This is a genomic window from Pseudomonas sp. P5_152 (assembly GCF_033989915.1).
Lineage (GTDB): Bacteria > Pseudomonadota > Gammaproteobacteria > Pseudomonadales > Pseudomonadaceae > Aquipseudomonas.
Window position 1 is genome coordinate 3098534 of record NZ_JASFAH010000002.1, and the last position, 21529, is coordinate 3120062.

Genomic DNA, 21529 nt, shown 5'->3' on the forward strand with positions numbered 1-21529 from the left:
CGCTCGATTGCATGTTCCCGTGAGCGCTTGGGGCGTGATGCCTCGAGCCGCCCAGTCCATCCGTCTACAGGAGTCAGGACATGAGTGCAGTGATCGATGACCATGGTCATGCCGGCCATGACCACGCCCATGGCCCTGCCAAGGGCCTGATGCGCTGGGTACTGACCACCAACCACAAGGACATCGGCACGCTGTACCTGTGGTTCAGCTTCATGATGTTCCTGCTCGGTGGCTCGTTTGCCATGGTGATCCGTGCCGAGCTGTTCCAGCCCGGGCTGCAGATCGTCGAGCCGGCGTTCTTCAATCAGATGACCACCATGCATGGCCTGGTCATGGTCTTCGGCGCGGTGATGCCGGCGTTTGTCGGCCTGGCCAACTGGATGATCCCGCTGATGATCGGCGCGCCGGACATGGCCCTGCCGCGGATGAACAACTTCAGTTTCTGGTTGCTGCCGGCAGCGTTCCTGATGCTGGTCTCGACCTTGTTCATGCCTGGTGGCGGACCGAACTTCGGCTGGACCTTCTACGCGCCCCTATCCACGACCTACGCCCCGGAAAGCGTGACCTTTTTCATCTTCGCGATTCACCTGATGGGTATCAGTTCGATCATGGGGGCAATCAACGTGATCGCCACCATCCTCAATCTGCGCGCCCCCGGCATGACCCTGATGAAAATGCCATTGTTCGTCTGGACCTGGCTGATCACCGCCTTCCTGCTGATCGCGGTGATGCCGGTGCTGGCCGGTTGCGTGACCATGATGCTGATGGACATCCACTTCGGCACCAGCTTCTTCAGTGCCGCCGGTGGCGGTGACCCGGTGCTGTTCCAGCATGTGTTCTGGTTCTTTGGTCACCCCGAGGTGTACATCATGATCCTGCCGGCCTTCGGTGCCGTCAGCTCGATCATCCCGACCTTTTCGCGCAAACCGTTGTTTGGCTACACCTCGATGGTCTACGCGACAGCGAGCATCGCCTTCCTGTCGTTCATCGTCTGGGCGCACCACATGTTCGTGGTGGGCATCCCGCTGGTGGGCGAGCTGTTCTTCATGTACGCCACCCTGCTGATCGCGGTACCCACCGGGGTCAAGGTGTTCAACTGGGCCAGTACCATGTGGCAGGGCTCGCTGACGTTCGAGACGCCCATGCTGTTTGCCGTGGCGTTCGTGATCCTGTTCTCGATCGGCGGTTTCTCCGGATTGATGCTGGCCATCGCGCCGGCGGACTTCCAGTACCAGGACACTTACTTTGTGGTGGCGCACTTCCACTACGTGCTGGTGCCGGGGGCGATCTTCGGGATCTTCGCGTCCGCCTACTACTGGATGCCCAAGTGGACCGGGCATATGTATGACGAGACCCTGGGCAAGCTGCATTTCTGGTTGTCCTTCATCGGCATGAACATGGCGTTTTTCCCGATGCACTTCGTCGGGCTGGCGGGCATGCCGCGCCGGATCCCCGACTACAATCTGCAGTTTGCCGATTTCAACATGGTGTCTTCGATTGGCGCCTTCATGTTTGGCGCCACGCAGATCTTCTTCCTGTTCATCGTGATCAAGACCATTCGCGGCGGCGAGCCAGCACCGGCCAAACCGTGGGATGGCGCTGAAGGCCTGGAGTGGAGCATTCCCTCGCCCGCGCCGTATCACACCTTCACCACCCCGCCGGAAGTGAAATGAACGCCCCGGCAGGGTTCTCGACGGAGGTCATGAATCATGGCTGATTCGATCTCCACGAAAAAACTGGTTACCCGCTTATTGCTGGTGGTGGCGGCGATGTTTGTCTTCGGGTTTGCCCTGGTGCCGATCTATGACGTGATGTGCAAGGCGCTGGGAATCAATGGCAAGACTGGCGGGCAGTATTCCGGCGAGCAGCAGGTGGACGAGTCGCGCCAGGTACGCGTGCAGTTCCTGTCCACCAATGCGATCGACATGGTCTGGGAGTTTTATCCCAAGTCCGATGACATCGTGGTCCACCCCGGTGCGGTCAACGAGATGATTTTCATCGCCCGCAACCCCAGCAGCCACCCGATGAGCGCCCAGGCGGTGCCGAGCATTTCACCTAGCGCGGCGGCGATGTATTTCCACAAGACCGAATGCTTCTGTTTTACCCAGCAAGTGCTGCAGCCCGGTCAGCAGATCGAGATGCCGGTACGTTTCATCGTTGATCGCGATATGCCCAAGGATGTGAAGCACTTGACGCTGGCTTACACGCTGTTCGATATCACCGCACGTCATCCACCCGTGGCCGTTGCACAAAAGACCGGTGGCTAGACGTTCAAGCGTGCCCGATAAGGAGAACAATAAATGGCAACTCATGAGCATTATTACGTTCCCGCCCAAAGCAAATGGCCGATCATCGCCACCGTCGGCATGTTCGTCACGGTGTTTGGCCTGGCCACCTGGTTCAACGATCTGAAGGCGGCGCGCCCGGATTCCCACGGCCCGCTGATCTTTTTCGTCGGGGGGTTACTGCTGGCCTACATGCTGTTTGGCTGGTTTGGCGCGGTGATCAAGGAAAGTCGTGCGGGGCTGTACAGCGCCCAGCTGGATCGCTCGTTCCGCTGGGGCATGAGCTGGTTCATCTTCTCCGAGGTGATGTTCTTCATCGCGTTTTTCGGTGCGCTGTTCTACGTGCGGCATATCTCGGGGCCGGCGCTGGGCGGTGAAGGGGCCAAGGGCATTGCGCACATGCTCTGGCCGAACTTCCAGTTCGTCTGGCCGTTGCTGGAAAACCCGGACTCCAAGCTGTTCCCGCCACCCAAGGACGTCATCAGTCCCTGGGGCCTGCCGCTGCTCAATACGGTGATCCTGGTCAGCTCCAGCGTCACCGTGACCATCGCCCACCATGCCCTGAAAAAAGGCCATCGCGGGGCGCTGAAAATCTGGCTGGCGCTGACCGTACTGCTGGGCTGCGCCTTTCTCGGCTTCCAGGCCGAGGAATACATCCACGCCTACCACGAACTGGGCCTGACCCTGGGCTCGGGCATCTACGGCGCAACCTTCTTCATGCTCACCGGATTCCACGGCGCCCACGTAACCATCGGCACCCTGATTCTGTTCGTGATGCTGATGCGGGTGTTGCGCGGGCACTTCGATGCCGAGCACCAGTTCGGCTTCGAGGCCGCGAGCTGGTACTGGCACTTTGTGGACGTGGTCTGGATCGGCCTGTTTGTTTTTGTCTACGTACTCTGAGGCGCACTACCAGGGGGCATGAGACACCAGTTGGCCACTGAAGAAGCCCCAAGCGATCAGGCCAACGGTAAGTGCGGCAAGGCCGACACGAATGCTCAAGGCGATGACCAGGCGATGTGAGCTGCTGTCGTCCTTGACCAGAAAAAACAGGCCGCTGAACAGGCTGACGACCGTGGCAATCAGCATCAGGACGATGGCTGCTTTGAGCATGGTGGGACTCCGGGGGAAATGCGATGCACTTGAGTATAGCTAGCTCGCCCGCTGACTTTCTGGCGCTGCCATGAAGCGTTTCCGGCCGGGCCTCGTGCCGACGCTGGTGGTGGCACTGTTGCTGCCGCTACTGGTGTCGCTGGGGTTCTGGCAACTGAGTCGGGGCGCGGAAAAAAGCGCGCTGCTGCACAGCTACGCTGAGCGTCGGGTCGCCGAGCCGATGGCCAGCGCCGAGCTGCAGCACACCGAGGATCCGGCCTTTCGCCGAGTGCGTCTGCATGGCCAGTTCGATGCCGGGCACAGTCTGCTGCTCGATAACCGGCAGCGCGATGGCAAGGTTGGTGTCGAGTTGCTGCAACCGTTCCAGGATCAGGCGACGGGACTCTGGCTGCTGGTCAATCGTGGCTGGCTGCCATGGCCGGACCGGCGCACACCACCGCAATTCACCACGCCGCAGGCGGTGCTGAGCCTCGACGCCCGGGTGTATGTCGCTCCGGGCGCGACCTTCCAGCTGCACGCCGACCCGAAGTCCGCGACCTGGCCACAACTGGTCACCGCAGTCGAGCCGGGCAAACTTTGGGCGACGCTGGGTCGTGAAGGTTTCGCCTACGAATTACGCACCGAAAGCGGCCCGGCGGCCTACCAGGCTGATTGGCCGGTGGTGGCCATGGGACCGGAAAAACACCTGGCTTATGCCGTGCAGTGGTTCGCCATGGCGATCGCCCTACTGGGCCTTTATCTCTATCTCGGTTGGCACAACGCAAAGGAGAAACACCATGGGAGCGGCCATGAATCCACCCAGCATGTCTGAGGCGAAATCCTCATCGAGCCGGCGCAAGGGGCGCGTGCAGTTGCTGCTGATCCTGTTGGGGGTGATCGGTCCGATGGTCCTCGCCACCGGCATGTACAAATTGCAGTTCTGGGTGCCGGAGGGTCGCAGTTACCACGGTGAACTGATCGGCAACGGACAGACCCGCGCCGATCTCGGCGTGCAGGCCCAGGACGACCGCTGGCAGGTGCTGGTGACGGCGCCCAAGGCGTGTTCGGTGGACTGCCAGCAACTGGTGTATCTGGCGCGCCAGATCCAGATCGGCCTCGGCCGCGATGCTTCCCGCGCCAGCCATGCATTGGCTGCCGCACAACCTTTGAGCGGCGACTACGAAGCCAAGCTGACCCGCGAATACCCGCAGCTACAGCGCTATCCCATGGACCTGAGCACGTTCAGTAAAACCACCGGGGATCAGGCTGCACCGCAGCTGTGGATCATCGATCCCCACGGCAACCTGGTGCTGCGTTATGGCCCCACTGTCAAAGGCAAGGACCTGCTCAACGACCTGCGCCATCTGCTGAAACTGTCGAACATCGGATAAGGGCATCGTCATGGCCAAACCTGGATTTCGCCTCGCGCTGTTTGCCACCTTGCTGGCACTGATTGTCGTGTTGCTGGGTGCCTACACCCGGCTGACCCACGCTGGCCTGGGCTGCCCGGACTGGCCGGGGTGCTACGGCTTTATCAGCGTGCCGAAAAGCGAAGCCCAACTGGCCCATGCCGAGCTGCATTTTCCCGACACCCCGGTGGAAGCCCACAAGGGCTGGAACGAGATGATCCATCGCTACTTCGCCGGCACCCTGGGCCTGCTGATCGCGCTGTTGGCGGCGCGCGCCTGGACCCATCGCCGGCATCCCGACCAACCCTTGAAGCTGCCGTTGTTCCTGCTGGTAGTGGTGTTTGCCCAGGCCGCCTTCGGCATGTGGACGGTGACGCTCAAGCTCTGGCCACAGGTGGTGACCGGGCATCTGCTCGGCGGGTTTGCCACCTTGAGCCTGCTGTTTCTGTTGACCTTGCGCTTGTCCGGGGTGCTGCCGGCGTTGATTGTGCCGCGCCGCTTGCAGTACTGGGCAACGGCCGGCTTGCTGCTGGTGATCGGACAGATCGCCCTGGGAGGCTGGGTCAGCTCCAATTATGCGGCGGTGGCGTGTATTGACTTCCCGACGTGCCATGGCCAGTGGTTGCCGCCGGCGGATTTTGCCAACGGCTTTCACCTGACCCAACACATTGGCCCCAATTACTTGGGTGGACAGTTGGACAGCGATGCACGCACGGCCATCCACCTGACCCACCGTATCGGCGCCTTGCTGGTGACCTTGGTGTTGCTCGGCCTGGCCTGGCAACTGAAGGGGGTCGGCATGACCCGCCTCGCCGGCCTGGTGCTGGTGGCCCTGGGGGCGCAAATCAGCCTGGGTATCAGCAACGTGCTGTTCCATTTGCCCCTGCCGGTCGCCGTGGCCCACAACGCGGGTGGCGCGGCGTTGTTGCTATGTCTGGTGCTGGTCAACTATCACGCCCGCACCAGCCTGGTCCGGGTCAAGCAGCCGGCGCTGCGACGCTGGCGCTTCAGCCCCCGTAAAAATGCGGCCGGACCCATAACAATAAAAGGAGAAATGCCATGGCGACTCTGATCGGCGAACGGCCCAGCCAGGCGATCTGGCGCGATTACCTGGAGCTGACCAAGCCCAAGGTGGTGGTGTTGATGCTGATCACCTCGCTGGTCGGCATGTTCCTCGCCACCCGCGCGGGCGTACCCTGGACCGTGCTGGTGTTCGGCAACCTGGGCATTGCCCTGTGTGCCGGAGGGGCGGCGGCGGTCAATCATGTGGTGGATCGGCGGATCGACGCGGTCATGGCCCGCACCCATAAGCGGCCGCTGGCGGAAGGCCGGGTGTCACCCGCTGCGGCGCTGACCTTCGCCCTGGTGCTGGCACTGAGTGGCCAGGCGTTGTTGCTGGCGTTCACCAATCCGTTGACGGCCTGGCTGACCCTCGCATCCTTGCTGGGTTATGCGGTGATCTACACCGGCTTCCTCAAGCGTGCGACGCCGCAGAACATTGTCATCGGCGGCCTGGCCGGTGCCGCCCCACCCTTGCTCGGCTGGGTCGCCACCACCGGGCACGTCAGCGCAGAGCCCCTGCTGCTGGTGCTGATCATCTTCGCCTGGACCCCGCCGCACTTCTGGGCGCTGGCGATCCACCGCAAGGAGGAATATGCCAAGGCCGATATCCCGATGTTGCCGGTAACCCACGGCGAGCACTACACCAAGGTCCACATCCTGCTCTACACCTGCGTGCTGTTGGCGGTGAGCCTGATGCCGTACGTGATCCACATGAGCGGCCTGCTGTACCTGGCCTGTGCGCTGGGGCTGGGCGCGAGGTTTCTGCAATGGGCCGTGGTGCTGTACCGTGGCACTCGGCCGCACGCGGCGATCAACACCTTCAAGTACTCTATTTACTACTTGTTCCTGCTGTTTATCGCCCTGCTCGTAGACCATTACCTAATGTTGAACCTATGACTCGAACCCAGAAAACTGTCTTCATCCTTGTTGCCCTGATCGCACTGGTCCTGGGGCTGACCATCAACAAGGTACTGTCTGGCAAAGGCCAGGGTGACCCGACTGCGCTGATCGACGCCGGGATCATCCTGCTGCCGCAAAGCCGCACCTTGCCGGCCCTGCAGATGACCAACCAGGATGGCCAGCCGGTGATGGTCAACGAGTTGAAAGGCAAGTGGAGCCTGCTGTTCTTCGGCTATACCTTCTGCCCGGACATCTGCCCGACCACCCTGGCCCAGTTGCGCCAGATCAAGAGCGAGCTGCCGGCCGATACGGTCGACAAGTTGCAGATCATCCTGGTCAGCGTCGACCCCCATCGCGATACTCCCCAGCAGCTCAAGCAGTACCTGGGCTACTTCGATCCGCAATTCATCGGCCTGACCCCGACTTCGGTCGAGGAGCTGCAAAAAGTCGCCAACGCGGTGAGCATCCCGTTCATCCCGGCGGACACCAGCAAGCCCAACTACACCGTCGACCACAGCGGCAACCTTGCCGTCATCGGCCCGGACGGCACCCAGCGTGGCTTCATCCGCGCGCCGCTGAACAACGCGAAGCTGGTGGCGCAGCTGCCGGTGATGCTCAGCCGGCAATGACACCCGCCCCCACAAGGGCTGGTGTTTTGGGCACAAAAAAGGGGCGCAATCAATGCGCCCCTTTTGTTTTGTCGCGTGTTTCGTCAGATCAGAACGCCGGCAGTACCGCGCCTTTGTACTTCTCCAGGATGAAGGCTTTCACTTCTGGAGTGTGCAGGGCCGCTACCAGCTTTTTCATGGCATCGCTGTTCTTGTCGTCTTCACGCGCTACCAGGATGTTCACGTAAGGCGAGTCCTTGCCTTCGATGGTCAGCGCGTCCTTGGACGGGTCCAGCTTGGCTTCCAGGGCGTAGTTGGTGTTGATCAGCGCCAGGTCGACCTGGGTCAGCACGCGCGGGATGGTCGCCGCTTCCAGCTCACGGAATTTCAGGCCCTTGCTGTTCTCGGCGATATCCTTGACGGTCGACAGGATGTTGGTCGAATCCTTGAGCTTGATCAGGCCGGCCTTGTCCAGCAGCAGCAGCGCGCGGCCGCCGTTGGTGGCGTCGTTCGGGATCACCACGGTGGCGCCGCCAGGCAGGTCGGCCAGGGCCTTGAACTTGCTGGAGTAAGCGCCCAGCGGCTCGATGTGCACGCCCGCCACGCTCACCAGGTGAGTGCCCTTGGCCTTGTTGAACTCATTGAGGTACGGCTGGTGCTGGAAGAAGTTGGCGTCCAGGCGTTTTTCCGCGACCTGTACGTTGGGTTGCACGTAGTCGGTGAAGACCTTGACCTTCAAGTCCACGCCTTCCTTGGCCAGGGCCGGCTTCACGAACTCAAGGATTTCCGCATGCGGCACCGGGCTGGCGGCCACGGTCAGGGTTTCGGCGGCTTGGGCAGAGAACGCGGCAACGGCGGCGAACGCGACGAGTAGTTTTTTCATCCGGCAAACTCCTTGTGAAGCGCCCTTTCGGGCGCCTGCCAGCATGATGCCGGCGATTGCATTTATTTTCGGGAAAAGTGCACCACCAGCTTATCGCCGACGGTTTGCAGTACCTGGACCAGCACCAGCAGCAACACCACGGTCACTACCATCACGTCCGTCTGGAAGCGTTGGTAACCGAAGCGGATCGCCAGGTCACCCAGGCCACCGGCGCCGACCACACCGGCCATCGCCGTGTAGGACACCAGTGTGATGGCGGTCACCGTGATTGCAGCAAAGATGCCTGGGCGCGCTTCCGGCAGCAAGGCATTGGTGATGATCTGGCGGGTGCTGGCGCCCATCGCCTGGGTGGCTTCGATGATGCCGCGATCAACTTCACGCAGGGCGGTTTCCACCAGGCGCGCAAAGAATGGCGTAGCCCCTACCACCAGCGGCGGGATCGCACCGCCGACACCCAGCGAAGTGCCGGTAATCAATACGGTGAACGGGATCATCACAATCAGCAGAATGATGAACGGCAGCGAGCGCAGGATGTTGACGATCAGCGACAGCAGCGCGTAGACGCCCTTGGCCTCGAGCAACTGGCGCGGGCTGCACAGGAACAACAGCACGCCCAGGGGCAGGCCCAGCAAGACGGTGAACAGCAGCGAGCCACCAAGCATCAGCAGGGTGTCGCCGGTGGCCAGCCAGATTTCATACCAGTCGATATTGGCGAAGAAACTTGTCAGCAGTTCCATTAGCGCAGCACCTCCATGTGGACATCGGCTGCGGTGAAGTGGGCAAAGGCCGCTTCCATGTCACCGCCAGTGATGGCCAGGGTCAGTTGCCCGTAAGGGACGTCTTTGATGCGGTCGATGCGGCCGGCGAGGATGCTGTAGTCCACCCCCGTTTCGCGGGCCACAGTGCCCAGCAGCGGCGCGTAGGTGGCATCGCCCTGGAAGGTCAGGCGCACGATACGGCCCGGTACGTGGGCGAAGTCATCGCGTTGTTCGCTTTCATCGACTTGCTCGTCTTCCTGGACGAAGCGCTTGGTGGTCGGGTGCTTGGGGTGCAGGAATACCTGGGCCACCGGACCTTGCTCGACGATCACGCCTGCGTCCATCACGGCCACCTGGTCGCAGACCCGGCGAATCACGTCCATTTCATGGGTGATCAGCACGATGGTCAGTTTCAGCTCGCGGTTGATCTCGGCCAGCAGTTGCAGGACCGACGCCGTGGTTTGCGGGTCCAGGGCACTGGTGGCTTCGTCGCACAGCAGGATCTTCGGCTTGGTTGCCAGGGCGCGGGCGATGCCTACGCGCTGCTTCTGGCCACCCGACAGCTGCGCCGGGTATTTCTTGGCATGGTCGGACAGGCCCACCCGGGCCAGCAACTCGGCCACGCGCCGATCGATGTCGGCGCGCGACAGTTCACCGGCCAGGGTCAGTGGCAGCGCCACGTTGTCGGCCACGGTCTTGGAGGCCAGCAGGTTGAAGTGCTGGAAGATCATCCCGACTTGCTGGCGGAAACGGCGCAGCGCATTGGCGTCCAGCGCAGTGACTTCCTCGCCATCGACGATGATCTTGCCGCCGCTGGAGTCTTCCAGGCGGTTGATCAGGCGCAGCAGGGTACTTTTTCCTGCGCCGGAATGGCCGATCAGGCCAAACACCTGGCCGTTCTCAATCGTCAGACTGGTCGGGTGCAGGGCAGGAATATCCCTACCGGCAACGCGGTAGGTTTTATGGACGTTTTGAAACTCGATCACGTAGCGAACCTTGTGGGGCGCGTTAGAAAAGGATCAGCGGTTAGCCGGGCGCGCATTTTAGCCTGTCCGTATAGAGGTTCTTAGCATTTATTTCGTATTCATCCTTTCATTTGGCAATAACGCGATCAAAGGTCATAAAAAAGGAACGGCCCCACTCCACGTCAGTCACTACTTCAGCACTGAAAAACACCCGGGACCGTGCCTGGGGACTTAGCTCATGGATCTCGCCGTACGCGCGAATCCCCATCGAGGAGTTCAGCACTGATGAGTACCAAAAAACCTGACGCCGGCAAGAGCCAACTGGCCGGCACCGATACCCCGGACCGCGCCAACAGCAACGCAAAGCTGCAAAGCCTGGAAGCCTTTCGTTCGGACGCCAGCGAACAAGCGTTGCGCACCAATCAGGGGGTAAAGGTCGCCGATAACCAGAATAGCTTGAAGGCTGGCGCGCGCGGGCCTTCGCTGCTCGAAGACTTCATCATGCGGGAAAAGATCACCCATTTTGACCATGAGCGGATCCCCGAACGCATCGTGCATGCCCGGGGCACCGGGGCGCATGGCTTCTTTCAGAGTTACGAGAACCACGCCGAGCTGACCAAGGCCGGTTTCCTACAGGACCCCGGGCATAAAACACCGGTGTTCGTGCGGTTTTCCACGGTACAAGGCCCGCGTGGCTCCGGTGATACCGTGCGAGATGTGCGTGGGTTCGCCGTGAAGTTCTTCACCGAGCAAGGCAACTTCGACCTGGTTGGCAACAACATGCCGGTATTTTTCATCCAGGATGCCATCAAGTTTCCTGACTTCGTCCACGCCGTAAAACCCGAACCCCACAACGAAATACCTACCGGTGGTTCGGCGCACGATACGTTCTGGGATTTTGTGTCACTGCAGCCAGAGTCGGCGCACATGGTGATCTGGGCCATGTCCGATCGGGCGATTCCCAAAAGCCTGCGTAGCATGCAGGGCTTTGGTGTCCACACCTTCCGCTTGATCAATGCGGCCGGTAAGTCGCGTTTTGTAAAGTTCCACTGGCGCCCCACCGCAGGCACCTGCTCGCTGGTGTGGGATGAAGCCCAGAAGCTTGCGGGCAAAGATACCGACTATCATCGCCGCGACCTGTGGGACGCGATCGAGATGGGCGACTATCCCGAGTGGGAGCTGGGGGTTCAAGTCATCGAGGAGGAAAACGAGCATGCCTTCGATTTCGACATCCTCGACCCCACCAAGTTGATTCCCGAGGAGTTGGTACCGATCACTCCGCTGGGCAAAATGGTGCTCAACCGTAACCCGGACAACTTTTTCGCCGAAACCGAGCAGGTGGCGTTCTGTCCTGGGCATATCGTGCCGGGGATCGATTTCTCCAATGACCCGCTGCTGCAAGGCCGGCTATTTTCCTACACCGACACGCAGATCAGCCGACTCGGCGGACCGAATTTTCACGAGATACCCATCAATCGTCCTATCGCGCCGTTCCACAACGGCCAACGTGATGCGTTGCACCGCACCACCATCGACAAGGGGCGCGCGGCCTATGAGCCGAACTCCATCGATGGCGGCTGGCCGAAAGAAACCCTTCCGGCGGCCGTTGATGGCGGCTTCGAGAGCTATCCCGAGCGCATCGACGCCAACAAGATCCGCCAGCGCAGCGAATCCTTCAGTGATCACTTCTCCCAGGCGCGGCTGTTCTTCCACAGCATGAGCAAGCACGAGCAGGAGCACATCATCGCGGCCTACAGCTTCGAGCTGGGCAAGGTCGAGCGTGAATTCATCCGGGCGCGGCAGGTCAATGAAATCCTTGCCAACATCGACCTGGATCTGGCCGGGCGTGTAGCGCAGAACCTCGGCCTGCCGGCACCCAAGGCGGGCACCGTGCAAGTGCGCAAAACTGCGCTGGAGCGCTCTCCTGCGCTCAGTCAGGCCAATTTGCTGCCGGAAAACATCAAGACCCGCAAAGTCGCGATCCTGGCGGCCAACGGCGTCGATGGCGCGGCGATCAATGCCATGAAAAAAGCCCTGGAGGCAGAAGGCGCACATGCCAAGCTGTTGGGGCCGACGTCGGCGCCAGTGAAAACCGCAGATGGTAAAAGCCTGCCAGTGGATGGGTCCATGGAAGGGTTGCCGTCGGTGGCTTTCGATGCGGTGTTCGTGCCGGGTGGCGCTGCGTCAATCAAGGCGTTGAGCACCGATGGCGTGGCGCTGCACTACCTGTTGGAGGCGTACAAGCACCTCAAGGCGATCGCGCTGCAGGGCGAGGCCAAACAATTGCTCGATGTGTTGAAGCTGCAAGCCGATGCCGGGCTGTTGGTGGGCGCGGGTGCCACGTTGACCAAGGGGTTCTTTGCCGCGATCGGGCAGCATCGGGTGTGGGATCGTGAGGCGAAGGCCAAGGCGGTGCCGGCGTAGGCAAAAAGAGCGCTTTCGCTGGCGCCCGCTTTGTGGCTCGCCAGCGAACAGCGCTTATCAATCCTTGCGTGGTGCCAAGACCATTTGCGCCGGAATGTGGCGCAGGATCTGCCGCTCGATCTTCAGGTCAAAATCGGGGTCGAGTTTCTTTACCCGCTTGCTCAGCAAGGTCGCCAGCCACGGGTAATCCTGGGTGCGGGGTGCCTGGATGCTGACGTCACACTGGTAATTCACTACATCGGCGGCAATCGCATCCAGTTGGCGCCGAAGTTGCCGACTATCGGTGATGTTCAGTGCCACGGTGGTACTTTCGGCGGTCGGGTCGATGACCTTGGCCTGGGGTTTGGCAGCGGCAGCCAAGAGGGCGGCCTCGGCTTTTTCCAGCTCGGCTTTACGGGCCTCGGTGATGGCACCGTTGACGCCGCCGGTCAGTGCCGGCGCCTTGGGCATCAGCACCCGTGCGCGGCTAAGGGCAGTGGCTGCCGCGTTGACGTCACCTTTTTGCAGGACGATCTGGCTGCGCTGCAAATAGGCTTCGGCCAGTTGGCGCTGGTATTGCTCCAGGGACTGGTCGTTGGGCGAATGCGCCTGCAGGGTCGCCAGTTGATCTTCGGCGGTGGCCAGCTCATTGCTGGCCAGGCTTTGTTCCAGCTGGGCGATGGCCGTCGCGCGCGCGTCCGGGATCTCGGGCGCTGGCGGTGTGCTTTGGCAGGCGCCCAGCAGCAAAAATGCAGCAAGGAGCAGATAACGGGAGGCGAACGGCTTCATTCCTGCGACTCTCTGATTGCGCAAAAAACGAGCAAGTCTACACCCCTCGGCGGGGCAGGACAAAACTCAGCAGAAACAGCGCGGCGGCAACGACCACAATCGAGGGGCCGGCCGGCGTGTCCTTGAACCACGACAGCGCCAGGCCACCGCAGACCGCGAGTATACCCAGCAAGCTTGCACCCAAGGCCATTTGCTCGGGCGAGCGAGCGTGGCGTTGTGCCGCAGCCGCCGGAATGATCAGCAATGAGGTGATCAGCAACACCCCGACGATTTTCATCGCCACCGCGATCACGACCGCAATCAACAGCATCAAGGTCAGGCGCAACGCCGCCACGGGCAGGCCTTCGACCATGGCCAGCTCTTCGTGCACGGTAATGGCCAGCAATGGCCGCCACAGCGCCACCAGCAACAGCAGGACAGCCGTACTGCCGCCGAGAATCCAGGCCAGGTCGCCGGGGCTGATCGCCAGCAGGTCGCCGAACAGATAGGCCATCAGGTCGATCCGCACTTCATGCATGAAGCTTAGTACCACCAGGCCCAGAGAGAGGGTGCTGGGTGCAAGAATCCCTAGCAGGGTGTCTGAGGCCAGTGGTTGACGCTGTTGCAGGGTCACCAGCAGCACGGCCAGCAACAGGCAGCCGACGGTGACGGCGATGGTCGGGCTGACATCCAGCAAGAAGCCCAGGGCCACGCCAAGCAAGGCCGCGTGGGACAGGGTGTCGCCAAAATAGGCCATGCGCCGCCAGACCACGAATGATCCCAGAGGGCCAGCCACGACGGCCAGGGCCAGGCCTGCGAGCAGGGCATACAACAGAAAATCAGCCATGCTTGCAGCCATCTCCGTGAACGTGGGTATGAGCGGCGGGCGCCGCGCTGACGACCGAGCCGTGCAGGTCGTGGGCATGATCGTGATGGTGGTGATAGATCGCCAGGCTTTGCGCGTTCTTGCCGAACAGCTCGACAAAGGCCGGGTCGCCGCTGACCTGCTCCGGGTGGCCGGAGCAGCAGACATGGCGATTGAGGCAGACCACCTGGTCGGTGGTGCTCATCACCAGGTGCAGGTCGTGGGAGACCATCAGCACACCGCAGCCGTGACGGTCGCGCAGGCGGGTGATCAAGCTGTACAGCTCGGCCTGCCCGGCGACATCGACACCCTGGACCGGCTCGTCGAGCACCAGTAACTGCGGCTCGCGCAGCAGCGCCCGGGCCAGCAGCACGCGCTGCATTTCACCGCCGGAGACGCTCTGCACCGGGCTGTCGATTACCTGTTCGGCACCGACTTCCTTGAGTGCGGCCAGGGCTCGTGCCCGGTCCACGCCGGGCACCAGGCGCAAAAAGCGCAGTACCGACAGCGGCAGGGTCGGGTCGACGTGGAGTTTTTGCGGCATGTAGCCGACCCGCAGCTTCGGCTTGCGCCACACACTGCCGCTGTCGGGCTTGAGCAGGCCGAGCACGGCGCGCACCAGGGTAGTTTTGCCGGCACCGTTGGGGCCGATCAGGGTGACGATCTGCCCTGGCTCGACGCTGAGCTGGATGTTGTCCAGTACGTTTTGCCCGGCAAAGGTCACCGTCACCTGTTCCAGGCGAATCAACGCAGTGCTCATCAAGCCCCCTGGCAGCCCGAACAGAGCCCGACCACTTCGACCGTCTGGCCTTCGACCACAAAGCCAACTTCGCCGGCGCTGTGGATGATGCTGTCGCTGATGGTTTTCTGTTCCAGCTCGATAGCCGCGTGGCATTCCCGGCAGATCAGGAACTGGCCCTGGTGGGCGTGCCCTGGGTGGTTGCAGCCAACGAAGGCGTTGAGCGACGAGATGCGATGCACCAGGCCGTTGTCCAGCAGGAAGTCCAGGGCGCGGTACACGGTGGGCGGCGCGGCGCGACGGCCGTCCTGCTCACTGAGCACTGCCAGGATGTCGTAGGCGCCCAGCGGCTTGTGGCTCTGCCACACCAGTTCCAGCACCCGACGGCGCAATGCAGTCAGGCGCAAGCCTTGGCGTGCGCAGATCGCATCAGCCTCGGACAGTGCGGTGTGCACGCAATGGGAGTGGTCGTGGGGACGACTGGCAAGCGGTGTTTTAGGCATGAGCGGCGACGAATTTTGTGAGAGACGTTATTATATTACCCGTTCTCGCCTCTTTGAGTGGTCATCGTGTCCAGACTTTTTGCCATCCTTGTCACATTTGCTGCCAGTTTCTTCACGATCAACGCCGCTCACGCCGAAGTCAGGGTCCTGACCAGTATCAAGCCGGTACAGCTGATAGCCGCTGCGGTGCAGGACGGCCTCGGCGTGCCGGAAGTCCTGTTGCCGCCGGGCGCTTCACCCCATAACTACGCCTTGCGACCTTCCGACGTACGGCGCGTGCAGTCGGCAGACCTGCTGTACTGGATCGGCCCCGACATGGAAGGTTTCCTTCCCCGAGTCCTCAAGGGGCGCAACTTGCCATCGGTGGCCCTGCAGGAGCTGCCGGGCCTGAAGCTGCGCCATTTTGCCGAGGACAATCACTCCCACGCCGAAGAAGCCGACGAGCACGATCACGATCATCGCCCCGGCAGCCTCGATGCCCATCTGTGGCTATCGCCGGCGAATGCGCGGGTGATAGCGGCGAAAATCGCTACTGACCTGAGCGCTGCCGATCCGGCCAATGCCCCGCGTTATCAAAGCAACCTGAAGGCTTTCGATGAGCGTCTCGATGCGCTGGACCTGCGTTTGAAAGCACGCCTGGCGGTGGTTGAAGGCAAGCCTTACTTCGTGTTCCATGAAGCGTTCGACTATTTCGAAGAGGCCTACGGTCTCAAGCATGCGGGTGTGTTCAGCGTGGCCGCCGAAGTGCAGCCGGGTGCCCAGCATGTGGCGGCGATGCGTGCGCGCCTGCAGGCCGTCGGCAAGACCTGCGTGTTCAGCGAACCGCCACTGCGCCCTCGTCTAGCGGAGACCCTGGTGGCCGGTTTGCCGGTGAAGCTGGCCGAGCTGGATGCGCTCGGCGGCTATACGCCAGCAACTGCCCAGGGTTATGAGCAGGTGTTGGATAAGCTGGGCAATGACCTGGCAGGGTGTCTGGAGTCGCTGTAAGCGCCGAGATATGTGGTGGTCCTATCGCGGGCGAGCCCTGCTCCCGCGAAGCTTTTAAAGCGCGAACGGCAACGGCGTACTGACCTGCTGGCGCTGGGCCAGACGCTGCTCGAATTCCATCGGATCGTGAATCAGCACGTCTTGCCCGGCAAAGGATTCGGCAGCGATCAGGCGTGACAGCCAGAACCGCACGCACGCCACGCGCAGCAGGGTCGGCCACAGTTCGGCCTCGGCAGCGCTGAACGGGCGCAGCGCCGCATAGGCCCCGAGCAGGGCCCGTGCGCGTGGGCCGTCGATCAGGCCATCGTCGTCCGAGCACCAGTCGTTCAGGGCGATGGCCACGTCATAGAGCATCGGGCCGGAACAGGCGTTGTAGAAGTCGATCAACCCGGTCAGGTGAGTGCCTTCGAACATCGCATTGTCGCGGAACAGGTCGGCGTGGATGTTGGCCCGTGGCAGGGCGAGGATCTTCACCTTCTGCTCGTAGATCTCGTCCAGGGCGCGTTGCAGCAGTTGGCGCGACTCGTCGCCCAAGTGCGAGAGCAACTGCGTGCCTTCTTCGAGCATCCAGTCCAGGCCGCGATCGGTCTTGCGCTTGATCATCTGGTCCTTGGTCGCCAGGTGCAGGTGCGCCAGCAACTCGCCGACTTGCGCGCAGTGCTGCGCGTTGGCCACCTTGATGTGCTTGCCCGCCAGCCGCGGCTGCAACAGCGCAGGTTTGCCGGCCAGCTCGCGCAAGGCGACGCCGTCGGTGGTGCGCAGGGCGTAGGGCACCGGCAGGTTGGCGTTGTGCAGGACGTCCAGCAGTTCGATGAAGAACGGCATCTCCTGCACTGGGCCGCGCTCAACCAGGGTCAGGACGAACTCGCCCTGTTCCAGGCTGATGAAAAAATTGGTGTTTTCGCTACCAGCGGCAATCCCCTGGAAATCAAGCAGGCGGCCAAGCCCATAAGGGGCGAGAAAGGTTTCCAGCTCGGGCCGAGCCAGGGGGGTGAACACAGACATGGTTAAAAACTGCTCAGTTCGGGCGCGGCGATCAAGCCAGCGCCGATTAAAGTTAAGAAACTACTTCCACTCAAAGATCTTCCACGCCGGGATCAGCATATCGGGCTGATCCGAGCGAATAAAGTTGGCATCCGTACCGTCCGAGCGCACCAGGAAGTACGGCTTGCCACCCTTGGGGGTGACCTTGATCGCATACAGGAAACCGTTCTGGCGGTACTCCTGGATGGTCTTGTCGCCTTCGGTACGGATGGTGACTTCCGGATCCGCAGTCGGTGCATCGTCCGCCGCCATGGCAGCCAATGGAATGAAGCTAAACAAGCCAGCCAGCAACAGGCGATTGAGTGTGCGCATGATAACCTTGTCCCTTTGTCGTCAACGGTCCCGCTATTCTAGCGCCGGACCCGCCGAAAAGGTTGATCCTGCTCATGAGCCAAGCCCCCCTCGTCCTGGTGGACGGTTCTTCATACCTGTACCGCGCCTTTCACGCGCTGCCACCTTTGACCACTTCCAAAGGCCTGCCGACCGGAGCGGTCAAGGGCGTGCTGAACATGCTCAAGAGTCTGCGCAAGCAGTACCCGGACAGCCCGTTCGCCGTCGTGTTCGACGCCAAGGGTGGGACCTTTCGCGACGACATGTACGCCGAATACAAGGCCAACCGACCGAGCATGCCTGACGACATGCGCGTCCAGATCGAGCCCCTGCACGCCAGCGTGATCGCCCTCGGCTTCCCGCTGCTGTGCGTCGAAGGCGTCGAGGCGGACGATGTTATCGGTACGCTGGCCCGCAGCAGCGCGGCCGCTGACCGCCCGGTGGTGATTTCCACTGGCGACAAGGACATGGCGCAACTGGTCGACGGGCACATTACCTTGGTCAATACCATGACCGGTAGTTCGATGGACGTGGCTGGCGTGAAGGAGAAATTCGGTGTCGCTCCCGAGCAGATCATCGACTACCTGGCGCTGATGGGCGACTCCTCCGACAACATTCCCGGCGTTCCGGGGATTGGACCCAAGACCGCATCCGGCCTGTTGGTTGGGGTAAACGGCGGTCTGACCGAGCTCTACGCGCAGCTCGATATTGTCCCGAGCCTGCCGATTCGTGGCGCCAAGACCCTGCCGGCCAAGCTCGAAGAGCACCGGGAAATGGCGTTCCTGTCCTACCAGCTGGCGACCATCAAGGTCGATGTACCGCTGGACGTGGGCCTGGACGACCTGCACCTGCGTGAGCCGGACCGCGACAAACTGGCCGAGCTGTATGCCCTGCTCGAGTTCAAGAGCTGGTCCGACGAGTTGCAGCGCGATGCCAAGCGCGTCGAGCTGGCGGCAGCGGCCCAACCCGAGCCCGCGACCGATCTGCTGAGCGCGGTCGAGACCGACGTAGCCGTTGCAGAGCCCGTGGCGGCTGAGGCGCAGTACGAAACCATCCTCGATCAGGCGCGTTTTGAGGTCTGGCTGCAGAAACTCAGCAACGCCAAGCTGTTCGCCTTCGATACCGAGACCACCGGCGTTGACGCCCAGCAGGCGCAATTGGTGGGTCTGTCCTTCGCGGTGCAGGCCAACGAAGCGGCCTACATCCCGCTGACTCATTCCTACATCGGCGTGCCGGAACAGTTGGATCGCGACACGGTCTTGCGCGCGCTCAAGCCGCTGCTCGAAGACCCTGCAAAGCTCAAGGTCGGCCAGCACGCCAAATTCGACATGAATATCCTGGCCAACTGCGCCATTGGTGGCGATCAAGCGTGTGGTATCACCGTGCGCGGGATTGCCTTCGACACCATGCTTGAGTCCTACGTACTCAACTCCGTAGCCACCCGCCATGACATGGACAGCCTGGCGCAGAAGTACCTGGATCACACCACCGTCAGCTTCCAGGACATCGCCGGCAAGGGCGTCAAGCAACTGACCTTCGATCAGATCGCCCTGGAACAGGCCGGTCCTTATGCCGCTGAAGATGCCGACGTGACCTTGCGTCTGCACCAGACCCTGCACGAAAAACTGGCGGCCATCCCGAGCCTGGCCAGTGTCCTGAGCGATATCGAGATGCCGTTGGTGCCCGTGCTGGCGCGGATCGAGCGTCAGGGCGCGCTGGTGGATGACAAGCTGCTGGGTGAACAGAGCGTCGAGTTGGGCAACAAGCTGGTGGCGCTGGAGCGTGAAGCCTTCGAGATTGCCGGTGAGGAATTCAACCTCGGCTCTCCCAAGCAGCTTGGAGTGATTCTTTACGAAAAACTCGGCTACCCGGTGTTGAAGAAGACTGCCAAGGGCCAGCCGTCCACCGCCGAAGAGGTACTGGCCAAGCTCGCGGAAGAGGACTACCAACTGCCCAAGGTACTGATGCAGTACCGCTCGATGAGCAAGCTCAAAAGTACCTACACCGACCGACTGCCTGAGCAGATCAACCCCCGTACCGGCCGTATCCACACCTCCTATCACCAGGCGGTGGCATCTACCGGGCGGCTGTCCTCCAGTGATCCGAACCTGCAGAACATCCCGGTGCGCACCGCCGAAGGCCGGCGCATCCGTCAGGCCTTCATCGCGCCGAGCGGCTACAAACTGCTGGCGGCGGACTATTCGCAGATCGAGCTGCGGATCATGGCCCACCTGTCCCGCGATGAAGGCCTGCTCAATGCCTTTCGCAACAACCTGGACGTGCACACCGCGACGGCTGCGGAAGTGTTCCGGGTGGAGCTGGCGGATGTCACCACCGAGCAGCGCCGCGGCGCCAAGGCCATCAACTTCGGCCTGATCTACGGCATGGGGGCACAGAAGCTGGGCAAGGACATCGGCGTCGACACCAAGACCGCCAAGGCCTATATCGACACCTATTTCGCACGCTACCCGGGCGTGCGTGAATACATGGATCGCACCCGCGCCCAGGCGGCGGAACAGGGCTATGTCGAGACTCTGTTCGGTCGCCGGCTGTACCTGCCGGAGATCAACTCCAATAAGCCGCAGGAGCGCGCCGGTGCCGAACGCACCGCGATCAACGCACCGATGCAAGGTACGGCGGCGGACATCATCAAGAAGGCCATGGTGGCTGTGGATAACTGGCTGGAGAGTTCTGGGCTGGACGCCCGGGTGATCCTGCAGGTACACGATGAACTGGTGCTGGAAGTTCGCGAGGACCTGGTCGATCAAGTGCGCGAAGAAATTCGCCAGCACATGAGCGCTGCGGCCACCCTCGATGTGCCACTTTTGGTGGAAGTCGGCGTTGGCAACAACTGGGATGAGGCTCACTGAGCCGTTTTTTCGCGATTTTTTGCGGGGAGCGCCGCGGCATAGTGTCGCGGCATTTGCGGGGTTCAAAGCGCTTAGGTCGAAAAAATCTTGGGCTTATTGCTAATCGATTTTGTCGCCGACAGGAACTAAACCCGTGAAACACCACTCAGAGTTACTGAATGGGTGGTGAAGCCCTTCGATGCTCCTATGTTGTGTTAAGTGTTGGCAGATATCTGGACCCCGCCCTAGCGGTCCAGAAGCTTAAACCCCGAATTTCTCCCTCCCCATATGAAATTCGGGGTTTTTTTTGCCTGCGATTTTTACTCGGTCGCCTCGGCGCCCTTGTCCGCAAGCTCCATCCAGTCCGCCAAAACAGTGTAGGCGTCTTCCAGGCCCAAGCGTTTGGGGGCCGAGAACAGCTGGATGGTCACGGCTTCGCCCCAGCCTTTGCGGATTTCCGCCTGGACCTTGAGCAGGGTGTTTTTCGCTGCGCCGTAGGTCAGCTTGTCGGCTTTGGTCAGCAGAATGTGCATCGGCATGCCGCTGGCCACGGCCCAATCGAGCATCAGCAGGTCGAAGTCGGTCATTGGATGACGGATGTCCATCATCAGGATCAGACCCTTCAGGCTCTCACGGCTGCCCAGGTAGGCTTCCAGGTGGCGCTGCCAGTGCTGCTTCAGTGGGATCGGGACTTTTGCGTAGCCGTAGCCAGGAAGGTCGACCAGACGCCGTTCTTCGTCTAGCTTGAAGAAGTTCAACAGCTGTGTGCGCCCTGGCGTCTTGGAGGTGCGCGCGAGGCTGGCGTGGGTCAGGGTGTTCAGCGCACTGGATTTACCGGCGTTGGACCGCCCGGCGAACGCCACTTCGAAGCCTTCGTCGTCGGGGCATTGATCGACTTTGGCAGCGCTGAGCATGAAGGTGGACTGTTGGCACAGACCGAGGATGGGGTTCTTGAGTTGCATGGGATTTCCGATGTGGGCGGTGCCGAGAATGGTCGCAAAGAGCAGCGTCGTTTCCGTTTCAGTGACGCCAGTATATAATGCCGCAGATTTTGTGTGCGCTTTGTCCCAGCGTAGGAT

General features: G+C 61.6%; 22 protein-coding genes. 11 read left to right on the plus strand and 11 right to left on the minus strand.

The genetic code is table 11. The annotated features are described in order from the left end of the window. Nucleotides 1-80: 80 nt before the first annotated feature. The 3 genes from ctaD to QMK50_RS14270 are packed head-to-tail and all read left to right on the plus strand — an operon-like array spanning nucleotide 81 to nucleotide 3188. Complete coding sequence (gene ctaD / locus QMK50_RS14260) at nucleotides 81-1673, plus strand: cytochrome c oxidase subunit I (protein WP_095165123.1); 1593 nt, start codon at nucleotides 81-83, stop codon at nucleotides 1671-1673. Between the two features lie 36 nt (nucleotides 1674-1709). After that, the gene (locus QMK50_RS14265) at nucleotides 1710-2267 is read left to right on the plus strand and encodes a cytochrome c oxidase assembly protein (RefSeq protein WP_095165124.1); all 558 of its coding nucleotides are present in this window, start codon (nucleotides 1710-1712) and stop codon (nucleotides 2265-2267) included. Nucleotides 2268-2300: 33 nt separating this feature from the next. Beyond that, the gene (locus QMK50_RS14270; protein ID WP_095165125.1) at nucleotides 2301-3188 is read left to right on the plus strand and encodes a cytochrome c oxidase subunit 3; all 888 of its coding nucleotides are present in this window, start codon (nucleotides 2301-2303) and stop codon (nucleotides 3186-3188) included. A gap of 6 nt (nucleotides 3189-3194) precedes the next feature. Here QMK50_RS14270 and QMK50_RS14275 read toward each other — a convergent pair whose 3' ends face one another. After that, a complete protein-coding gene (locus QMK50_RS14275; protein ID WP_095165127.1) occupies nucleotides 3195-3398 on the minus strand; it encodes a twin transmembrane helix small protein in 204 nt (67 codons plus the stop codon). A 70-nt stretch (nucleotides 3399-3468) separates the two neighbouring features. Here QMK50_RS14275 and QMK50_RS14280 point away from each other — a divergent pair, with 70 nt between their 5' ends. Genes QMK50_RS14280 through QMK50_RS14300 form a run of 5 tightly spaced genes read left to right on the plus strand, consistent with a single transcriptional unit; the run spans nucleotide 3469 to nucleotide 7377 of the window. Next, complete coding sequence (locus QMK50_RS14280) at nucleotides 3469-4209, plus strand: SURF1 family protein (RefSeq protein WP_320333344.1); 741 nt, start codon at nucleotides 3469-3471, stop codon at nucleotides 4207-4209. After that, on the plus strand, nucleotides 4175-4768 hold the full coding sequence (locus tag QMK50_RS14285; protein WP_320333345.1) for a hypothetical protein: 594 nt from the start codon (nucleotides 4175-4177) through the stop codon (nucleotides 4766-4768). The genes QMK50_RS14280 and QMK50_RS14285 overlap by 35 nt, the downstream gene beginning before the upstream one ends. Before the next feature lie 10 nt (nucleotides 4769-4778). Next, the gene (locus tag QMK50_RS14290) at nucleotides 4779-5858 is read left to right on the plus strand and encodes a COX15/CtaA family protein (protein WP_320333346.1); all 1080 of its coding nucleotides are present in this window, start codon (nucleotides 4779-4781) and stop codon (nucleotides 5856-5858) included. Next, entirely contained in the window at nucleotides 5846-6745 is a 900-nt protein-coding gene (gene cyoE, locus QMK50_RS14295) for a heme o synthase (RefSeq protein ID WP_095165132.1), read from the plus strand. Before QMK50_RS14290 ends, cyoE begins: the two co-directional genes overlap by 13 nt. Further along, nucleotides 6742-7377, plus strand: coding sequence for an SCO family protein (locus QMK50_RS14300; protein ID WP_320333347.1), 636 nt, complete (start codon nucleotides 6742-6744; stop codon nucleotides 7375-7377). The genes cyoE and QMK50_RS14300 overlap by 4 nt, the downstream gene beginning before the upstream one ends. A gap of 88 nt (nucleotides 7378-7465) precedes the next feature. Here the strand turns inward: QMK50_RS14300 and QMK50_RS14305 are convergent, their stop codons facing one another. The 3 genes from QMK50_RS14305 to QMK50_RS14315 all read right to left on the minus strand — a co-directional run bounded on the left by QMK50_RS14305 (nucleotide 7466) and on the right by QMK50_RS14315 (nucleotide 9983). Further along, nucleotides 7466-8239, minus strand: coding sequence for a MetQ/NlpA family ABC transporter substrate-binding protein (locus QMK50_RS14305; RefSeq protein ID WP_095165134.1), 774 nt, complete (start codon nucleotides 8237-8239; stop codon nucleotides 7466-7468). A gap of 62 nt (nucleotides 8240-8301) precedes the next feature. Beyond that, on the minus strand, nucleotides 8302-8976 hold the full coding sequence (locus QMK50_RS14310; RefSeq protein WP_095165135.1) for a methionine ABC transporter permease: 675 nt from the start codon (nucleotides 8974-8976) through the stop codon (nucleotides 8302-8304). Further along, the gene (locus tag QMK50_RS14315; protein ID WP_095165136.1) at nucleotides 8976-9983 is read right to left on the minus strand and encodes a methionine ABC transporter ATP-binding protein; all 1008 of its coding nucleotides are present in this window, start codon (nucleotides 9981-9983) and stop codon (nucleotides 8976-8978) included. The genes QMK50_RS14310 and QMK50_RS14315 overlap by 1 nt, the downstream gene beginning before the upstream one ends. A gap of 198 nt (nucleotides 9984-10181) precedes the next feature. On the opposite strand from QMK50_RS14315, the gene katE reads away from it, so the two are divergent. After that, nucleotides 10182-12386 (plus strand): catalase HPII, encoded by a 2205-nt coding sequence (gene katE / locus QMK50_RS14320; RefSeq protein ID WP_320333348.1) that lies wholly within the window; start codon nucleotides 10182-10184, stop codon nucleotides 12384-12386. 57 nt (nucleotides 12387-12443) lie between these two features. On the opposite strand, the gene QMK50_RS14325 is transcribed toward katE, so the two are convergent. From QMK50_RS14325 to zur, 4 genes are read right to left on the minus strand one after another with little or no spacing between them, the layout of a single operon-like run. Next, nucleotides 12444-13154: a PA5502 family lipoprotein gene (locus QMK50_RS14325; protein ID WP_320333349.1), complete on the minus strand. Its 711-nt coding sequence runs from the start codon at nucleotides 13152-13154 to the stop codon at nucleotides 12444-12446. Nucleotides 13155-13191: 37 nt separating this feature from the next. After that, nucleotides 13192-13980, minus strand: a complete 789-nt coding sequence (gene znuB / locus QMK50_RS14330) for a zinc ABC transporter permease subunit ZnuB (RefSeq protein WP_095165140.1) — start codon at nucleotides 13978-13980, stop codon at nucleotides 13192-13194. After that, on the minus strand, nucleotides 13973-14758 hold the full coding sequence (znuC, locus tag QMK50_RS14335) for a zinc ABC transporter ATP-binding protein ZnuC (RefSeq protein ID WP_159992987.1): 786 nt from the start codon (nucleotides 14756-14758) through the stop codon (nucleotides 13973-13975). The genes znuB and znuC overlap by 8 nt, the downstream gene beginning before the upstream one ends. Then, nucleotides 14758-15240: a zinc uptake transcriptional repressor Zur gene (gene zur / locus QMK50_RS14340; RefSeq protein ID WP_095165142.1), complete on the minus strand. Its 483-nt coding sequence runs from the start codon at nucleotides 15238-15240 to the stop codon at nucleotides 14758-14760. Before zur ends, znuC begins: the two co-directional genes overlap by 1 nt. A 57-nt stretch (nucleotides 15241-15297) precedes the next feature. On the opposite strand from zur, the gene QMK50_RS14345 reads away from it, so the two are divergent. After that, nucleotides 15298-16227 carry a zinc ABC transporter substrate-binding protein gene (locus QMK50_RS14345; protein WP_320333350.1) on the plus strand — a complete coding sequence of 310 codons (930 nt, stop codon included), beginning with the start codon at nucleotides 15298-15300 and terminating at the stop codon, nucleotides 16225-16227. A 54-nt stretch (nucleotides 16228-16281) separates the two neighbouring features. On the opposite strand, the gene QMK50_RS14350 is transcribed toward QMK50_RS14345, so the two are convergent. Together QMK50_RS14350 and QMK50_RS14355 are read right to left on the minus strand one after the other, a co-directional pair. Further along, a complete protein-coding gene (locus QMK50_RS14350) occupies nucleotides 16282-17232 on the minus strand; it encodes a homoserine kinase (protein WP_320333351.1) in 951 nt (316 codons plus the stop codon). Between the two features lie 60 nt (nucleotides 17233-17292). After that, on the minus strand, nucleotides 17293-17583 hold the full coding sequence (locus tag QMK50_RS14355) for a DUF2782 domain-containing protein (RefSeq protein WP_095165145.1): 291 nt from the start codon (nucleotides 17581-17583) through the stop codon (nucleotides 17293-17295). A gap of 74 nt (nucleotides 17584-17657) precedes the next feature. On the opposite strand from QMK50_RS14355, the gene polA reads away from it, so the two are divergent. After that, entirely contained in the window at nucleotides 17658-20471 is a 2814-nt protein-coding gene (polA, locus tag QMK50_RS14360; protein WP_320333352.1) for a DNA polymerase I, read from the plus strand. A 299-nt stretch (nucleotides 20472-20770) separates the two neighbouring features. Here polA and yihA read toward each other — a convergent pair whose 3' ends face one another. After that, complete coding sequence (gene yihA / locus QMK50_RS14365) at nucleotides 20771-21412, minus strand: ribosome biogenesis GTP-binding protein YihA/YsxC (protein ID WP_095165147.1); 642 nt, start codon at nucleotides 21410-21412, stop codon at nucleotides 20771-20773. Between the last annotated feature and the right edge of the window lie 117 nt (nucleotides 21413-21529).

Excerpts from the sequence above, each read along its gene's own strand:
- znuB (WP_095165140.1), bottom strand. The coding sequence starts at position 13,980 with ATGGCTGATTTTCTGTTGTATGCCCTGCTCGCAGGCCTGGCCCTGGCC.
- QMK50_RS14310 (WP_095165135.1), bottom strand. The coding sequence starts at position 8,976 with ATGGAACTGCTGACAAGTTTCTTCGCCAATATCGACTGGTATGAAATC.
- QMK50_RS14300 (WP_320333347.1), top strand. The coding sequence starts at position 6,742 with ATGACTCGAACCCAGAAAACTGTCTTCATCCTTGTTGCCCTGATCGCA.
- zur (WP_095165142.1), bottom strand. The coding sequence starts at position 15,240 with ATGCCTAAAACACCGCTTGCCAGTCGTCCCCACGACCACTCCCATTGC.
- QMK50_RS14265 (WP_095165124.1), top strand. The coding sequence starts at position 1,710 with ATGGCTGATTCGATCTCCACGAAAAAACTGGTTACCCGCTTATTGCTG.
- QMK50_RS14305 (WP_095165134.1), bottom strand. The coding sequence starts at position 8,239 with ATGAAAAAACTACTCGTCGCGTTCGCCGCCGTTGCCGCGTTCTCTGCC.
- cyoE (WP_095165132.1), top strand. The coding sequence starts at position 5,846 with ATGGCGACTCTGATCGGCGAACGGCCCAGCCAGGCGATCTGGCGCGAT.
- znuC (WP_159992987.1), bottom strand. The coding sequence starts at position 14,758 with ATGAGCACTGCGTTGATTCGCCTGGAACAGGTGACGGTGACCTTTGCC.
- QMK50_RS14270 (WP_095165125.1), top strand. The coding sequence starts at position 2,301 with ATGGCAACTCATGAGCATTATTACGTTCCCGCCCAAAGCAAATGGCCG.
- QMK50_RS14350 (WP_320333351.1), bottom strand. The coding sequence starts at position 17,232 with ATGTCTGTGTTCACCCCCCTGGCTCGGCCCGAGCTGGAAACCTTTCTC.
- QMK50_RS14290 (WP_320333346.1), top strand. The coding sequence starts at position 4,779 with ATGGCCAAACCTGGATTTCGCCTCGCGCTGTTTGCCACCTTGCTGGCA.
- QMK50_RS14280 (WP_320333344.1), top strand. The coding sequence starts at position 3,469 with ATGAAGCGTTTCCGGCCGGGCCTCGTGCCGACGCTGGTGGTGGCACTG.
- yihA (WP_095165147.1), bottom strand. The coding sequence starts at position 21,412 with ATGCAACTCAAGAACCCCATCCTCGGTCTGTGCCAACAGTCCACCTTC.
- ctaD (WP_095165123.1), top strand. The coding sequence starts at position 81 with ATGAGTGCAGTGATCGATGACCATGGTCATGCCGGCCATGACCACGCC.
- QMK50_RS14355 (WP_095165145.1), bottom strand. The coding sequence starts at position 17,583 with ATGCGCACACTCAATCGCCTGTTGCTGGCTGGCTTGTTTAGCTTCATT.
- QMK50_RS14275 (WP_095165127.1), bottom strand. The coding sequence starts at position 3,398 with ATGCTCAAAGCAGCCATCGTCCTGATGCTGATTGCCACGGTCGTCAGC.
- QMK50_RS14285 (WP_320333345.1), top strand. The coding sequence starts at position 4,175 with ATGGGAGCGGCCATGAATCCACCCAGCATGTCTGAGGCGAAATCCTCA.
- QMK50_RS14325 (WP_320333349.1), bottom strand. The coding sequence starts at position 13,154 with ATGAAGCCGTTCGCCTCCCGTTATCTGCTCCTTGCTGCATTTTTGCTG.
- polA (WP_320333352.1), top strand. The coding sequence starts at position 17,658 with ATGAGCCAAGCCCCCCTCGTCCTGGTGGACGGTTCTTCATACCTGTAC.